The 17,597-nt window shown below is 48.3% G+C and carries 7 protein-coding genes; all 7 read left to right on the top strand.

The window, feature by feature from the left end; translation table 11 throughout:
- Positions 1-6 precede the first annotated feature (6 nt).
- The gene (locus HBA50_RS09280; RefSeq protein ID WP_045498078.1) at positions 7-2,502 is read left to right on the top strand and encodes a PEP/pyruvate-binding domain-containing protein; all 2,496 of its coding nucleotides are present in this window, start codon (positions 7-9) and stop codon (positions 2,500-2,502) included.
- The gene (locus HBA50_RS09275; protein WP_045498077.1) at positions 2,489-3,121 is read left to right on the top strand and encodes a CDP-alcohol phosphatidyltransferase family protein; all 633 of its coding nucleotides are present in this window, start codon (positions 2,489-2,491) and stop codon (positions 3,119-3,121) included. Before HBA50_RS09280 ends, HBA50_RS09275 begins: the two co-directional genes overlap by 14 nt.
- Entirely contained in the window at positions 3,114-3,986 is an 873-nt protein-coding gene (locus tag HBA50_RS09270; RefSeq protein ID WP_045498075.1) for a phosphatidylserine decarboxylase, read from the top strand. The genes HBA50_RS09275 and HBA50_RS09270 overlap by 8 nt, the downstream gene beginning before the upstream one ends.
- Positions 3,971-4,870: a UbiA family prenyltransferase gene (locus HBA50_RS09265; RefSeq protein ID WP_004187163.1), complete on the top strand. Its 900-nt coding sequence runs from the start codon at positions 3,971-3,973 to the stop codon at positions 4,868-4,870. The genes HBA50_RS09270 and HBA50_RS09265 overlap by 16 nt, the downstream gene beginning before the upstream one ends.
- Complete coding sequence (locus tag HBA50_RS09260; RefSeq protein WP_045498065.1) at positions 4,870-7,353, top strand: phosphoenolpyruvate synthase; 2,484 nt, start codon at positions 4,870-4,872, stop codon at positions 7,351-7,353. Before HBA50_RS09265 ends, HBA50_RS09260 begins: the two co-directional genes overlap by 1 nt.
- On the top strand, positions 7,340-8,416 hold the full coding sequence (locus HBA50_RS09255) for a hypothetical protein (RefSeq protein WP_045498062.1): 1,077 nt from the start codon (positions 7,340-7,342) through the stop codon (positions 8,414-8,416). The genes HBA50_RS09260 and HBA50_RS09255 overlap by 14 nt, the downstream gene beginning before the upstream one ends.
- A 179-nt stretch (positions 8,417-8,595) precedes the next feature.
- Entirely contained in the window at positions 8,596-17,577 is an 8,982-nt protein-coding gene (locus HBA50_RS09250) for an SIALI-17 repeat-containing surface protein (RefSeq protein ID WP_080940865.1), read from the top strand.
- Positions 17,578-17,597 lie beyond the last annotated feature (20 nt).

Below are 17,597 nucleotides of genomic sequence, written 5' to 3'. Positions count from 1 at the left end.
TTTTTGATGAAAGAACTATGGCTGGAAAAAGAGCCTTCGGCCGTCTATGGCGGTAAAATCAATCAGTTAATCAGCCTCTGTCAACTGGGGTTTTCGGTTCCTAAGAGTTTGATTTTGCCCGCGGACCAAGTCATGACTTGGCTAAGAGCAGCTCTGCCAGAATACTCAAAACAGGGACTTAAAGAATTAATTGAACTGGGCAAAGAGGAAATTGCGGAGCGTTTACAGCACTATCCCTTGGACCCAACTTGGCAGGAGGAGTTGGCAAACTTTTGTCAAGAAAACCAAACCTATATTGTTCGCAGCAGTGCCCTTTTAGAAGACGGACAGGTCATGTCATTTGCCGGTCAATATGACTCGATTGGCAATTGCCGGACACTGTCAGAAATTGAGCAGGGCATTCGGTCTTGTCTGCTCTCCCTCTTTAATCCAGAAGCTTTGGCCTACTGGCAGCGTCAGGATCTTGCTGATAAGGATTTTGCCATGGCAGTGCTGATTCAGGAGCAGATAGAACCTGACTTCAGCGGCGTCTGCTTTTCCCTAGACGTAGCGACTAATCAGGACCAGACCATTCTGTTGGAGTATGTAAAAGGATCGGCTGATATCTTGGTTAGTGGTCAAGTCAATCCTGAGCAGCTGACACTTCCTTGGTACAAGCCAGACTGGAGCCAGTGTGAAAATGTTGAAATCTCTCTGGCAGTCTTGCAGAAGCTGCACGAGCAAGTTTTGCAGATTGTAGCGTATTTTGGTCGGCCTATGGATATTGAGTGGTGTGCTGTCCAAGAGCAAGTCTATCTGCTGCAGGCTCGGCCCATCACAACAGTACCAACTAGAATTGACAGTGGCCGCTGGACGACAGCTAATTTTCGGGATGGAGGAGTGGCGGCTCAGCCTTGTCCCAACTTGATGTGGAGCCTTTACCGCCATTCTTGGCAAGAGGCCCTTTCTAGCTTTTTGCTGGCAATTGGCCTAGAGCCAGATGGTGTGATGCCACCGCTGATGCGTCTGCACTATGCCCGGCCCTTCTGGAACTTAGGTGTGGTCAAGCAAGGCATGGAGCAGATTCCGGGCTATATTGAGCGAGACTTTGATGATGAGCTAGGAGTTAATAAAGACTACCAAGGTCAAGGTTTTACCAGTAAATTAAGTCCAGCCTTGCTCTTGAATTTCCTGCAGGTAGCTTTGAAAACGCAAAAAGTAACTAAGACTTTTCTGCATCAGGCACCACAGAAGCTTCAAGAGCTGCGCCAGCAATTTACCCGCTTGAATCAAGAAATAGGAGAACTGAACGACCAAAGCCCGCTACATCAGGTCGAGAGTCTTTGGCAGTTCGTGCTAAATCAGGCTTATTTAGACAGTGAGGTAACTTATTTCTGGCAGGCCTACATCAATACGGTCCAGCTGTCCATGAAAAAGACCAGTCTCCTCAAATGGCTGACGGTTGATGAATTTTTCCAACTGATAGCTAAGTTGGGAAATGTTTCGCATACCAAGCCTCTAGCTAAGATGTTGGAAGCTGCGGATCTTGTTTTGGCAGATGAGAAACTGACAAACGATTGGTTGAAGCTATCGGTGGAAGAGTTGCAGGGACTTGCAGCGCAATATCCTGAGCGAGCAGATTTTATTAAGATTCAGGATTTCCAAAAGGACTTTGGCTATCACTCGGCACGGGAGCTGGACTTGCGAGTAGCTAGTTATGAAGAAGCTGCTCATCAGGTTTTGACAGCGGTCCAACAGTTAGTTGTTGATTCAGCGTATTACCAAGCGGCCAAAGCTTCGTTCAGTCCTGTCTCAGAGTCTGAGCTGGATTTGGCTCATCTATCTCGATCCAAGCAGAAAAAGATAGAAAAAATCAGTCAAGACCTGCGGAACTTGCTCTGGTGGCGAGAGGAGTTCAAGGATATTTCCACGCGCTATTACCACCTCATTCGTCAGATTAGCCTCAAACTCGGCCGAGCCTATGAAAAGCGAGGCTTTCTGAAAAATAAACAAGATATTTTTTACATTAAGAAAGAAAGTCTGACTGCCTTTATGGAAGGGCAAAAGACTGCAGACCAGCTTCAAGAAGAAGCAGCTGATAATCGGCATTATTGCCAGGCCTATCGGAATTTTGGGCCAGTGGGTGATTTGACCGACAAAGAGATGAGCTTGGAAGAGGTGGTCCATGAGAGTCAGGCCCTGCTGACGGGAATGCCAGCCAGCAGCGGTCAGGTAACCGGTCGGGTTCGAGTCCTCCTGGATCTGGCTGATATTGAGACGATTGAACCGGGAGAAATTCTTGTCACTCGCTATACAGATACGGGCTGGAGCTATGTTTTTGGTATTCTAGGCGGTCTTGTGACAGAGTACGGTGGGGTTCTCTGCCATGCCTCTATTGTCGCTCGGGAATGTGGGATTCCAGCTCTGGTCTGCGCCAAGAATGCGACTCAGCTGCTAGAAACTGGCATGCTGGTTACTCTAGATGGAAGAAGAGGAGAAATAAGAATTCATGAAGAAGAATGAACCTTTGTTTATCGGTGAATACGATAAATCTGTTATCCTGACCTATATTGGCGCTGCTTTTGCACTGTTGGCAGTCTATGCCGTCATTCAGTCCCAGCTGCGTCTGGCCATGATGGCCTTTATCGTTAGCGGTATCTGTGACCTCTTTGATGGCGTGGTGGCGCGACGGATGAAGCGGACTGAAAGTCAGAAGCGCTTCGGCATTGAGATTGATTCGCTCTGCGACATGATTAGCTTTGCGGCTCTTCCGGCTGTGCTCCTCATGACCCAGCTACCCTTGGGAGCGGCCAATATCATCTTGGCTGTTCTCTATGTCTTGGCTGCGGTCACGCGCTTGGCGCATTTTAACCGCTTGGCCAAGCATGATGAAGGATCTGGCTCTTATTTTATCGGCTTGCCCGTGACTTACAGCGCCCTCTTTTTCCCTCTGACCTATCTGGTCTGTCAATGGATGGCGCCTGCTCTATTTGCTTGGGTATGGCTGGGCCTGTCTCTTTTGCTGACCTTTCTATTTGTCTACAACTGCCGCATTCCCAAGCCTAATAAACTGGCCTATCTAGCCTTCGCGATTTTAGCTGTTGCAAGTCTGATTGGTCTGGGGGTTCTCCCCCATGGTTAAGGTCTATCAGAGAAGGACTGGCCAAGTAGTGGAACCGACAGAATACAAGTCGAGTCTGTTAGACAAGCTTTATGGTACTGCTTGGGGTCGCTTCTTATTGCCTATCTTGACCCGACCTAGCCTGTCTTATCTTCTGACTTTGAAAGACTACACTCCTTTTTCTCGCAAGAAAATAGCAGCTTTTGTGGAAAATTATCAGCTGAATCTGGCTGACTATGAAGATGGCCCCTATTCTAGCTTCGCGGCTTTCTTCCAGCGAAGAATCAAGCCCGCTCTGCGTCCAATCTGTCCTGACCGTCAAGTACTGGCAGTGGCAGATGCCAAGCTAGAAGCTTTTACCATCAGTCAGGACTTGCAGCTGACGATAAAGGGGCAGACATACAGGCTAGCTGATTTACTGCTGGATGAGGAGTTGGCTCAGCTGTTCAGTGGCGGAACAGCGCTTGTCTATCGTTTGGGAGTGGAAGACCTGCACCGCTATCTGGCAGCTGAATCCGGCAGAATTACCCAAAGACAAAAAATCAAGGGCCGCCTGCATACGGTCAGGCAGGTAGCCCAGAAGTGGCGCCTGATTTACAAGGAAAATAAAAGAGAATACTGTCTTTTAGATACCGACCTAGGACCTGTCCTGCAGATGGAAGTAGGGGCTCTCTTGGTCGGAAGAATATACAATCACAGTCAGGACAGTTTGGTCAGGGGGCAGGAGAAGGGTTGCTTTGGTCTGGGCGGCTCAACCATTCTTGTTCTCTATCCGACAGGCACGATTCGCTTGGATCAGGATATCCTGACTTACTCAGACCTCGGAATAGAAACCCAGATTCAAATGGGTGAAAAGATTGGAGAAAAGCTATGTTTAAACGATTAGCTGTTTATTATAAGGAAATGTTTCCTTTGCTGCCGCGCTTTTTTGTGGCTGCCATCATGTTTTTTGAGATTTATTTTGTTCTCCTGCTCAATGACGGAGTGACCACCTTTCACTTTGACCATCAGGAGTTGATTGGGATTTTTACGATTTTTGTCTTTCTGATGATTCTGCGGATCGCAGATGATTTCAAGGACTACGAGACCGACAGACGTCTCTTTCCTCATCGGGCTCTGCCATCTGGACGAGTGAAAAAGAAGGACCTGGCTATTGCCCTCAGCTTTATCGTAACTGTGTCTGTGCTTCTCAATGTTCTCTTTATGAACAATATCGGCTGGTTCCTCTTTCTCTATATCTACGGAACTCTCATGTCCTTCTGGTTCTTCAAGCGTGACAAGATTCAAAATTCTCTGCCACTGGCTCTGGTGACCCATAATCCGGTCATGATGATTTTGAATCTCTATACCATTTCTTTTGTCTGCTACAAGTACAATCTGCCCCTCTTGTCCCTGCCGACCGTCTTGTTGGCCTTTACCATGTATTTCCCAAGTCTGATCTGGGAAGTCTGCCGCAAGATTCGGGCGCCAAAAGATGAGACAGAGTATGTAACCTATTCTAAGCTTTTTGGCTACAAAAAAGCCACTCGCTTTATCGAGGTGGTGACTCTGCTGGATATCTTGACCAATTTCGCTCTCCTCTGGAATATTTCCCATGTCGGAGTGGTGGTCTTGGTGCTGAATGTTATCTGGATGACTGTCCAGTTTGAGCAGTTTATCAAGGATCCGACTCGGTTTAATATACGGGAGCGGGTGGAGCGTTATACTTACATCACGGAGACGACCATGGTTCTGTCCGTTGCTGTTTATCTCTTGATGGGGGTACTTTGATGAAAAGGATCAAGCAGACAGGGCTTGACCAGGTCGGAGGCAAGGCCTATCATTTGCTGAAAATGCAGGCTGCTGGTTTGCCGATTCCTGACTTTGCAGTGTTTGCTTTTGACTTTTTTCAAGAATCTGCCAGCTCTGCTGACTTGGAGCGGATGGAAGAAGCTTATCGGTCTGGAGAGTTGGACTTGTCCCAACTCAGTCAGCAACTGCAGGACTGGGCTAAAGAGCAGTTTGCGCGGGAAGATTTGACAGCGGCAGAAAACTGGATTCGGCAGGAGTTTTCTCAGACAGACTGTCGCTTTGCAGTCCGCTCATCAGCTACTATTGAGGATGGCAAGGCTTCATCCTTTGCCGGTCAGTTTGAAAGCCAGCTCAATGTGAAGCCAGAAGGACTTAAAGAAGCTATTCAAGCGACCTTGCTCTCTCTTTATCAGGAGTCAGCTCTTAGTTATCTGTTTGAGCAGGGACTATCCTTGAAGCAGGCACAGATGATTTGCCTTGTTCAAGTTATGCAGGAGGGAGACTTGTCTGGGATTTACTTCACAGCTAATCCCAAGGGCATTCTGAACGAGCATATCATTGTCATCGGTCGGGGCTTGGGCAATAAGGTTGTCGAGGATAAGATTCCTACAACAATGGTGACGCTTCATCCCAAGGACCAGCTCTTTTATACGGAGCAGACGGAGGACTCACCAGACTTATCACTGGAACAACTCGAGGAGTTACAGGCCTTGGCTAGTCAGGTGAGTCAGCTTTTCGGACCTTATATGGATATGGAGTTCACCTTCGCAAATGGCCAACTCTATCTCTTGCAGGCACGACCTATTACCACCTTGCCAGAGGGACAGCGGATTATTCTGGATAACAGCAACATTGTAGAGAGCTATCCGGGCGTTTCCAGTCCTCTGACCATTAGCTTTATCCAAGAGGCCTATGCCAGTATTTTTCGAAGTTTGGCCCAGCGCTTGGTTGGCAAGGATGCTCCAGAGTTGGTTGCCTATGAAGTCACCTTTCAAAATATGCTGCAGCCGGTCAATAGCCGAGTCTATTACCAGATTCAGAGCTGGTATCAGCTCTTGCAGCTTCTGCCTTTTTCAAAGAAAATCATTCCAATCTGGCAGGATATGCTGGGAGTGAGAGAGACAGAGGTACCTCAGATGCCGGTGCACCTATCTGCTTTCAAACGCCTGCAAATCATGCTTCGCATTATTCGAGAGTTTTGGACGGCACCCAAGCAAATGAGGCAATTGGAAGAGCAGTTTGCCCAGATTCAGCGCGAATACGAAGCGAGCTTTTCTCCTGACGCAGATGCAGAGACCTTAATTGCCTTAGTCAGCAAGCTAAAAGAGGATATTCTGGCTCACTGGGACATTACGCTGGTCAATGACCTCTATGCTTTTGTCTATACTGGACTCCTAAAGAAGTCGCGTCGCGGCGGTGCTGTTCAGGCTGAGATTGCAGGAATTGAGCAGATTGAAAGTATGCGGCCGGCTTTGGCGCTGCAGTCTTTAACAGCTCAGTTGAAAGCGGAAGAAAATGCAGCGATTAGACAGGCCATGGCAAGTGAAAGTCCAGCAGTCTTTCTAAGTCGTCAGCACCCTTTGATCCAAGAAATTGCCCATTTTATCCATGAATTTGGTGATCGAGCTCCGGAAGAGTTGAAGTTAGAAACTCCAACCTTCCGAACGCACCCAGAGCGTCTGCTTAAGCTCCTGCTGCAAATGTGCCAGCAAGAGGAGAAGAAGCTGGCCCCTCAGAAACTTGAAGAAGAGGTGCAAAAATCAGGCTGGTGGGCGAATTTTCTTCGCAAGCGAGCCATGACTGGTGTTAAATATCGGGAAAGCTCCCGCTTAAACCGCACACGGATCTACGGCATGATGCGGCAGATTTTCCGAACACTTGGTCAGCAATTAGCCGAGCAAGGGCTGCTGGCTACGCCTGACGATGTTTTTTACTTGACCAAGGAAGAATTGTTTGAGTTGACCAGAAAGCCCAGAGATGTTAGTGGCTTGATAGCCGAGCGTCGGGAGAAGTTGGAGGCTGATAAGGAACTACCAACCTTTAGTCGCTATGTTTTTGCTGGACAGGTCTTTGAGAAATACCTGAAACCGCAAAACCACACCAGCAGTCACAATACGGGCAATCAAGCCTTACAAGGAATTGGCTGCTCGCCTGGCTGCGTTAAGGCTCAGGTTTTGGTCGTGGAAGATGTGCAGGAGATTGAGTCTGCTCAGGATCGGATTATCGTGACCAAGATGACCGATCCAGGCTGGGTCTATTTTCTGACCCAAGCCAAGGGTGTCATTGCTGAGCAGGGGTCTTTGCTCTCGCACACGGCTATTATTTCCCGCGAGTTGGGTATTCCCTCTATTGTCAATGTCAGAGGCGCCTGCAGCCAGCTGCGAAATGGCAACTGGATTGAGATGGATGGCCTTACTGGCAAGATTCGACTGATCAAGGAGGAAGACCATGCTGCAAATTAAACCTGTCAAACCCAATACTGCAGGGCTGGATGATTTTCTAGCTCTGCCCAAGCGGATTTACCAGCCAGACCACCTCATGCAGTCGGAAGAGGAAGAGCTGGCTTTGATTGAGGGCAGTCACCCGCTGAGTTCTGACTTAGAAACCTATGCTTTTATTGGATATGTGGACAGTCGGCCTTGTATTCGAGGGCTTCTGACCTTCTATCCAGGGGATGAGACTGCTTACTTGGGATTTTTCGAGTCGATCAATGACCAGCAGATTTCATCTGCTTTTATCGAACATTTAGCAGGTTTTGCTCGCAGTCTCGGAGCGATTAAGATAATCGGCCCCGTACAAGCAAGTTTTTGGCTGGGCTATCGAATGCAGCTGACTGGAACAGAGGAGCTCCCTTTTACTGGAGAACCTCATAATCCAGCCTATTACCCCCAGCTCTGGCAGGCTGCTGGTTTTGAGATCAAAGAACTCTATCTGTCCAATTTTTATCCCAAGGTTAGCAATCAGACTCATCAGGACAAGCTGGCTCATCGTTTTGAATCTTTTGAAAAAGCGGGTTTCACCATTTGCTCTCCCAAAAAGAAGGACTGGGAAGAAGCTTCGCTGCAGGTTTTTGAGCTCCTCAATCGCCTCTATCAAGATTTCCCAATTTATCGGTCTATTTCCAGTCAGCAGTTCAGTCAGATTTTTCAAAAATACCAGTATATTCTTGATTTTTCCATGGTTAAGCTGGCCTATAAGGAGGGCAAGTTAGTTGGTTTTCTGATTACCATGCCGGACTACGGCTCTTTGGTTTATCAAAAACCGACTCCTCTCAACCTAGCCAAGCTTTTCTGGACCAAGCGCTTTGCCAAACGTTATACGATTATGTATCTAGGAGTGGATGAAGAATTCTTGGGATTGGGATCTGCCTTGGCCTATCCGATTTTTAAAGAAGCGCAGAAACGGCAAGCCTCGGCTATCGGTGCCTTGATTCACCAAAATACCGTCACGCGCCATTATGCAGCAGAATTGCAAGGGGACAAGCATGAGTACGGCCTCTTTGAGTTGGATTTGGGGCTTGGATGATCTGTAAACAGTAGGTTCTCTCCCAGGGAATCTGCTTTTTACTTTTCGCTGAAAATGAAAGGGGGTTTCTCCCTGTCGACAACTGAAAGAAGAGTATTTTATCAGGCTAAGGGATTGCAATTTAGAGTAAAATCCAGTAAAATTTTTATTAGTTTATTATATGAAGAAAAGGGAATTTTATGAAAAAAAGAGTCACTGGTGACATATACCAGCGCTATTCTTTTAGAAAGCTGTCTGTAGGTCTAGTTTCCGCTACTATCGGAAGCTTCTTTTTGTGTACCACAATGGGAGGAGCTGTCAGCTCTGTTGAGGCAGCGGAAGTGTCTGCCAATCAGTCTACCCTCGTTCAGTATCACTATGTGGTAGAGAGCGATCTGACTGAGGCTGAAAAAGCTGCTATCGTGAAGGAACTACCCAAATTTGCGGAAGAAAATTCGGAAGCTTATTATTTGGTTTACCGTCCGACAAGGCAGGAAAGCTTGTTAGGAAAGCTCCCTAAGACAGGCGAGTCAGGCCTTTTGGGATCGGCTTTTGCAGCTACAGGTCTGGCCTTGGTTGTTTTGGTGCTGGCGCGAGGGAAAAATGGCAAGAGATACCTGTCTTCTATTTTGCTTGTGACAGGCTTGGGTTCTGTGCTTCTGCCAGCTTCTGTTTTGGCAATCAGCAGTATGGATTTGGCTGCCTATAATCAAAGTCTGACGTTGGCCGTTGGCGATCAGTTGCCAGAACCATTGAAAATTGCTGGCTACCAGTATATTGGTTACCTTAAAAAAGAAGCGCAGCATCAACTAGCTCAAACTGGAAATTCTCAGCTTCCAGCTCCGCAAAAGGAAACTCCAGCGAGTCAGCCTGATCAGCAGTTGAAAGATCTAGCAAGTCGTTCTAGCAAGTCTGAGGCTCCGAAAGAGGCGCAGCCTGCTGGCGGAGACTATCTCTCCCAGAAGGAAAGGGAGGAGATTGCTGCTAAAGAAGGACAATTTGCTCGTCAAACACCTGTTCATGAGCGACCAGAGCTGCAATTTACAAGTCAAGCAAGGACCCAGACTCAAGAAATCCCCTATAAAACGGAGTATCAGTATTCAGATGACTTAGCCGAAGGACAATCTCGAGTGATCCGTGCGGGCATTCCAGGGATTCGCAAGATCGTAACACGCCACTATAGTGTTGAGGGAAAAGTCGTAGAGAGCAAGCAGATTTCTGATCAAGTAACCACTGAGCCTGTTTCAGAAGTTGTTTTAGTCGGGACTGCAGCAAATAAGGCTGTTCCTAAAGAAGCTCCAATCCATAAAGTTCCTGAGCTCACTGATTATGGCACCGTTCCCGATACTGCTCCCGTGCACGAAGTTCCCGAGCTCACTAGTTATGGCACCGTTCCCGATACTGCTCCAGTCCATGAGAAACCCGAGTTAACTGGCTATGGCGTTGTTCCAGCTAGCGTTCCCGTGCACGAGAAACCCGAGTTGTCTGGCTATGGCACCGTTCCGGATAGCGCTCCCGAGCACGAGGTTCCCGAGTTCACTGATTATGGCACGGTTCCCGATAGCGCTCCCGTGCACGAGAAACCCGAGTTGTCTGGCTATGGCACAGTCTCTGATACCGCTCCCGTACAGGAGGTCCCTGAGCTTACTAGTTATGGCACCGTTCCTGCTAATGCCCCTGTGCACGAAGTTCCTGAGTTAACTGGCTATGGCACCGTTCCTGCTAATGCTCCTGTGCACGAGAAGCCTGAGTTAACTGGTTATGGCACTGTTCCCGCTAATGCCCCTGTACACGAAGTCCCAGAGCTCACTAATTATGGCGCCGTTCCTGATAATGCTCCTGTACACGAAGTTCCTGAATTAACTGATTATGGTACGGTTCCAGATACCGCTCCCGTGCACGAAGTCCCTGAGTTAACTGGCTATGGCACGGTCCCCGATACCGCTCCTGTGCACGAGGTTCCCGAGCTTACTAGTTATGGCACGGTTCCGGATAGCGCTCCTGTGCATGAGAAACCCGAGTTAACTGGTTATGGCACTGTTCCTGCTAATGCCCCTGTACACGAAGTCCCCGAGTTCACTGATTATGGTACAGTTCCTGATAATGCTCCTGTACACGAAGTTCCCGAGTTAACTGGCTATGGCACCGTTCCCGACACTGCTCCCGTGCACGAGAAGCCTGAGTTGCCTAGTTATGGCACCGTTCCAGATGTAGCTCCAGTTCATGAGAAACCAGATTTGTCTGGCTATGGCACGGTTCCCGATACCGCTCCTGTGCAAGAGGTACCCGAGCTTACTAGTTATAGCACAGTCCCTGCTAGCGCCCCCGTGCATGAAGTTCCCGAGTTAACTGACTATGGCACGGTTCCCGCTAGTGCTCCAGCCCATGAGAAACCAGAGCTCACTAATTATGGCACGGTTCCCGATACAGCTCCCGTGCATGAAGTCCCTGAGTTAACTGGCTATGGCACGGTTCCCGCTAGTGCTCCAGTCCATGAGAAACCCGAGTTAACTGGCTATGGCACCGTTCCTGCTAGTGCTCCAATCCATAAAGTTCCAGAGCTCACTAGTTATGGCAAAGTTCCAGATACCGCTCCAGTTCACGAGGACCCTGAGTTAACTGCCTATGGAACAGTCCCAGATAGCGCTCCGGTTCATGAGGTACCCGAGTTGCCTGGCTATGGCACCGTTCCTGCTAGCGCTCCCGTGCACGAGGTTCCCGAGCTCACTGATTATGGAACAGTCCCTGCTACTGCCCCCGTGCATGAAGTCCCCGAGCTAACTAGTTATGGCACGGTTCCCGATACAGCTCCCGTGCACGAGACCCCTGAGTTAGCTGATTATGGCACGGTTCCCGATACCGCCCCCGTGCACGAGAAACCCGAGTTAACTGATTATGGCACGGTTCCCGACACTGCTCCCGTGCACGAGAAGCCTGAGTTAACTGTGTATGGCACCGTTCCAGATACCGCCCCCGTGCACGAAGTCCCTGAGTTAACTGTGTATGGCACGGTCCCTGCTAGCGCTCCCGTACACGAAGTCACTGAATTAACTGTTTATGGTACAGTTCCAGATAGCGCCCCTATGCACGAAGTCCCTGAGTTAACTGTGTATGGCACGGTCCCCGATACCGCTCCTGTGCACGAGGTTCCTGAGCTTACTAGTTATGGAACAGTCCCTGATACCGCTCCAGTCCATGAACTTCCTGAGTTAGAGTTGGTTGCAAAGGATGAAACTCGTGTGGAGAAGATTGCTTTTAACATCGAGGAACAATATACTGATGAGTTACCTCAGGACGCTCGTCGCATCGTCACTCCAGGTGTGCAGGGCGAACGTACCATCAAGACTAGAGTTTATACTTCTAATGGTCAGGAAATTTCCCGCCAAGAATTGTCCAACGAGGAGATGCTAGCCCCCGTCACGCAGGTTGTCAAAATTGGCACAGCCAAGCCACACATGGTACCGAGCACCGCTCCGCAAGAGTCTGCTTTACCAGAATATCCGCTGACCTATAAGGATGAAACGCGAGTAGAGAAAATCGATTTCACTACGCGAGAAGAAGAAACAGATGAACTTGTCCAAAGCGCTCGTCAAATCGTCATTCCAGGTGTACGGGGCGAACGTACGATCAAGACTCGTATCTATAGTTCCAACGGTCAAGAGATTGCCCGCCAAGAATTGTCCAACGAGGAGACGCTAGCCCCAGTCACGCAGCTTGTCAAAGTCGGCACAGCCAAGCCACATATGGTACCGAGCACTGCGCCGCAAGAGCCCGCTTTACCAGAGTACCCACTGACCTATAAGGATGAAACGCGAGTAGAGAAAATTGATTTCACCACGCGAGAGGAAGAAACGGATGAGCTAGTCCAAGGCACTCGTCAAATCGTAACTCCAGGTGTTCAAGGCGAGCGAACCATCAAGACTCGAGTTTATACCTCCAACGGCCAAGAACTTGCCCGTCAAGAGTTGTCTAACGAGGAAACTTTAGCCCCTGTCACGCAGGTTGTCAAAGTCGGCACCGCTAAGCCACATATGGTACCGAGCACCGCTCCGCAAGAGCCCGCTTTACCAGAGTATCCACTTACTTATAAGGATGAAACGCGCGTAGAGAAAATCGATTTCACTACGCGAGAGGAAGAGACGGATGAGCTTGTCCAAGGTGCCCGCCACATCGTCACTCCAGGTGTTCAGGGTGAACAGACCATCAAGACTCGTATCTATACTTCCAACGGCCAAGAACTTGCCCGTCAAGAGTTGTCCAACGAGGAGACATTGGCTCCAGTCACGCAGCTTGTCAAAATCGGTACCGCCAAGCCACATATGGTACCGAGCCCCGCGCCACAAGAGCCCGCTTTACCAGAATATCCGCTGACTTATAGGGATGAAACGCGAGTAGAGAAAATCGCCTTCACCACGCGAGAGGAAGAAACGGATGAACTTGTCCAAGGTGCTCGTCAAATCGTCACTCCAGGTGTTCAGGGCGAACGGACCATCAAGACTCGTATCTATACTTCCAACGGTCAGGAAATTGACCGTAAAGAGTTGTCCAATGAGGAAACGCGGGCAGCAGTTGCTCAGCTTGTCAAAGTTGGCACAATAAAACCGCACATGGTACCAAGCGATGCACCGCAAGTGGAAGCCTTGAAAGAGTTCGATTTGATTTCGCTTCACAATCTACTGACAGAAGCGGAGCAAATCAAGGCTCAGGCTCGTTATTTCAACGATAGTCAAAGTCGCCAAGCAGCTTATGATACTGCTTTGGCGGCAGGTCATACGCTTCTCAATCAGTCACAAGCCAGCCAAGAAGAAGTCAATCAGCTGGTGGACCAAATCAATCAAGCAAAGGCTCAGTTACAGGGTCTTGAAGTAGACAAAACACGCTTGCGGAATGAACATGATTTGGGTAGCACTGTGCAGACGACCGTCCAATATAAGAATGCTGATGCAGATAAGAAAGCAGCCTATACAAACGAATTGGCCAAGGCAGAAGGAATTCTGAATAATCAAACCGCTACACAAGTGCAGGTCAATCAAGCTTTTGCCAGCCTGACAGCAAGCAAGACGGCTCTAAATGGTGTGCCTAAGGTTAAGCCGACAGTTTCAATCTTAAGTCTGACAGAAAATCCAGAGGACAAGTCGGTCACGGTTCAATACAGATTGGAAGACAAGACAAAATCCTTGCGCTCAGCGACAGCTGAATTGTACAAGGGAGACCAGCTTGTCCACTCGCTTCCGATTGACAATGTGACAGGAAGTCTGAAGATTGACGACTTAGACTACTACACAGGCTATACGCTAAAAACCAAGCTGACTTATGAACTTGATGCTGGCAGCCTGACTGACCTTGAAAAAGATAGCCGCAACTTTGAGTTGCAATACAAGAAGATTTCCTTCCGTGATATTGATTCGGCAGAGTTTTACAGAAAAGAAAAGGATCAGTTCAAGCGTGTCGTTTCCATGAGCGCTATACCTACGGACCTGGCTAACTACTTTGTCAAAGTCAAATCAAGTGAATCCAAGGACATGCTCCTGCCGGTTCACAGCATGGCAGAAGGCCAGAAGGATGGCAAGGCTGTCTACAAGGTAAGGGTCTCTCTACCTGAGCTGGTACAAGAGGGCGACACAGGCTACAAGTCTGGCTATGACTTCTATATCAGCAGGGCAGTGCCTAGTCAGCAAAATGTCTATACGAGTTTTGCTGGTTTGGTAGACGCCATGAAGAAAAATATGGCTGGCAACTTTGTTCTAGGAGCCGATTTGGATGCGAGCGAGGTCAGTCTGGCACCTGCGGATTATGTCTATCTCCGAGGAAACTTCACAGGCAGTCTGACTGGTAATCACAATGGCAAGCAGTATGCGATTTATAATCTAGCCAAACCTTTGTTTGAAAACCTCAAGAGCGGTTCCTCTATTTCTAATCTGGACCTGAAAGAGGTCAATATTGTCGGCACCTATGACTCTGCTGCCTTGGCTCGTAGTGCAGATAATGCGCAAATCACGGATGTTTCTGCTCAAGGTAGAGTGTCGGTAGTGGGCAATGCGTCCCAGGTGGCTGGTTTGGTCGTTGTTGCAAGCAATAGTCAAATCACCAACAGCTCCTTTACTGGAACTATCCAGACCAATGACAAGCAGTATAAGTCTTATAATGTCGGCGGTTTGGTTGCCAACCTCAAAGGAAGAAATTCCTTGCTCAGTCAGAGCAGGGCGAATGTGACCATTCTAGCAGGTGCTCGAACAAACGAACATCGCTTCGGCGGTTTGGTCGGTCGTTTGGAAGACAATGCTCGCATCAGCCGTTCTTATGTGACTGGAAAGATCCAAAATTCTACGAAGAATGGTCAAATCGGCGGAGTAGTTGGTTCTAATTATTTCAATGGCTTGATTGACAATGTTATCAGCAATGTCAGCGGTACAAATGTTTACAGCATTTCTGGCGACCAAGATTACAAGAATGATCGCATCAGAGAAGCCTATGCCGTTGAAGGAAACGAAACTTTAGGCAATGATCAGTTTGTCACGTCTACCCTAAGCTTGGACGAGGCCGAAGAGAAACTAGCGAGACTAGACATCACGACCACGCTAGAAGACAGCAATCTCAATCTCCATACTGTTGACTACAGCAAGGAAAAGAATGCTCGTGCAGACCGTCTGATAGCCTATGCTAATATGGAAAAACTCCTGCCATTCTACAATAAGGAAACCATCGTTGCTTACGGAAATAAACTTCCAGAAAATCACAAGCTCACTACGGAGTACTTGCTGGATGTGGTTCCGATGAAGGGCGACCAGATGATCACCGATATCCATAGCAACAAGACTGCGATTAACCGCCTGATGCTGCACTTTGAGGATAAGACGGTTGATTATCTAAATCTGACCTATAAAGGAGACTTCAAACATCAAGCTATCGCAGAATACACTGTAAATGGCTTAGACCTCCTTTATACACCAGAAGCCTTCCTATCAGACTATAGCAGGGTTCTCAATCAAGTGCTGCCAGAGTTGAGCAAGGTTGTCCTGGACTCGCCAGCCATGCGAACTGTTTTAGGTGTGAATGCGGATGCTTCTCTGGATGATCTCTATCTGGACACAGCCTTTGAGCAAGTCAAGACCAAGTTGGCAGAAGAGTTACGCAAGGTGCTAACTATGGACAAGTCCATCAATACTGAAGGCGATGTCGTGGCGGACTATGTGGCTCAGAAGATTAGAGCCAATAAGGAAGCCTTCCTGCTTGGTCTGACCTATCTCAACCGTTGGTATAATATCAACTATGACAAGACCAATGTCAAGGATTTATCGGCCTATAAGTTTGACTTCTTTGGAAATCATAATGCTTCAACACTAGACACTATCATTGCACTCGGTCAGTCTGGTTTTGAAAATCTCAAGGCCAAAAATAACCATCTGGCTTACGATAACTCGCTCTCTGAAGCGACTGGTAAGCGCGGTCTCTTTAACTATCTGGAAAGCTATCGCCAGCTCTTCCTGCCAGATAAGACCAATAACGAATGGCTCAAGACCAATACAAAAGCCTACATCGTTGAGGCCAAGTCGGATGTGCCAGAAGCCAGACAGCTTCAGGATGCAGCCGAGGGCAAGAGCAAGTATTCTGTCGGTGTTTATGACAAGATTACTGCGGACAATTGGGAACACAAGGGCATGCTCCTGCCACTCTTGACCATGACTGAGAAGGGTGTCTATGTCATCTCCAATATGTCCACTGTCTCCATGGGAGCTTATGATCGCTACCGCCTTGATGCCAATAACAGGGTGCGAACAGATGCAGAATTGGTTGAGTATGTCGAAGACCGAGTTAGAAAGTCAGCTGAATGGCAGCGTGACCACTATGATTTCTGGTATAAGATCCTAAGCCCTGAAAGCAAGGACAAGCTCTTCCGTTCCGTTCTGGTTTACGATGGATTCTCATTGGTTGACAAGGATGGTAAAAAATATTGGGCTCCAGCTAATGACAAGAAATCACTAGCTATGCAGGAATTCTTTGGACCAGCCGGCAAGTGGTATCCAAGTAAGGGATACAATGCCTATGCTACGGGAAGCGTCACCCACTTTGATGCTGCTCGCTTGTTAGAAGACTATGGGAACTCTGTCTACACCCATGAGATGACCCATAACTCCGACGGTTCTATCTACTTTGAAGGCTATGGTCGTCGTGAAGGACTGGGGGCTGAGCTCTATGCGCGTGGTCTCTTGCAGTCCACTCCAAGTCCAAATGAACCTACCATTACCCTCAATACCCTCTTCAAGACGGACAAGGACTCTAAGACACGGATGCATACCTACAACTTCAAGGAACGTGTCCAAAATGCAGCAGATTTGCAGCACTATGTCCATGGCATGTTTGACATGATTTATACGTTGGATTACCTAGAGGGGACATCGATGGTCAAGCAGAGCGATGCAGCCAAGCTCCATTGGTTTAGAAAGATGGAGAATTACTATATCACTGATAAATATGGCAAGCAGACCCATGCTGGCAACCAGACGCGCAGCTTTACTGCCGAGGAAATCAAGCAGCTGAAGAGCTTCGAGTCCCTGATTGACAATGATGTCATCACCCGTCGGGAGAATAAGGATAGCGGACAGTATCCACGCAATGGCTATCTCAGTCTCAGCCTCTTCTCGCCAATCTACTCAGCCTTGAGCAATCCAAATGGGGCGCCGGGTGACGTCATGTTCCGTCGCACAGCCTATGAATTGCTGGCAGCCAAGGGCTACCATGAAGGATTCGTCCCTTATGTTTCAGGGAAATTCTCCGAAGAGGCTGCTGCAGAAGGCAAGACAACTTGGGATGGCTGGCTCAGGAGAGATGTTGGTCTGGTGACAGACCAGAAGGTCTTGGAAAATGTATTCAAAGGTGAGTATGCTTCGTGGGCAGCCTTCAAGAAGGCTATGTACCAAGAGCGGATTGACCAGCTAACCAAGCTCAAACCCATCACCATCGAGTACGAACTCAGAAATCCTAACAGTACCAAGCAAGTAACCATTCGCTCGTATGCAGAGATGCAGAAGCTGATGGATGAAGCAGTCGCGGAGGATGTGCGCAACATTACCAATGCGACAAATCGTGTTGAAGCTAGCTGGGTCAACCTGCTCAAGAAGAAGATTTACAATGCCTATCTTCGTGAGACAGACGACTTCAGACAATCAATCTTTAACAAATAAGTCTTAGGTTGCTTGTCGAA

The sequence above is a fragment of the Streptococcus cristatus ATCC 51100 genome (assembly GCF_011612585.1).
Classification (GTDB): domain Bacteria; phylum Bacillota; class Bacilli; order Lactobacillales; family Streptococcaceae; genus Streptococcus; species Streptococcus cristatus_H.
Note: the sequence above shows the minus strand (reverse complement) of the source record. Positions and strands in the feature narration are given on the sequence as shown.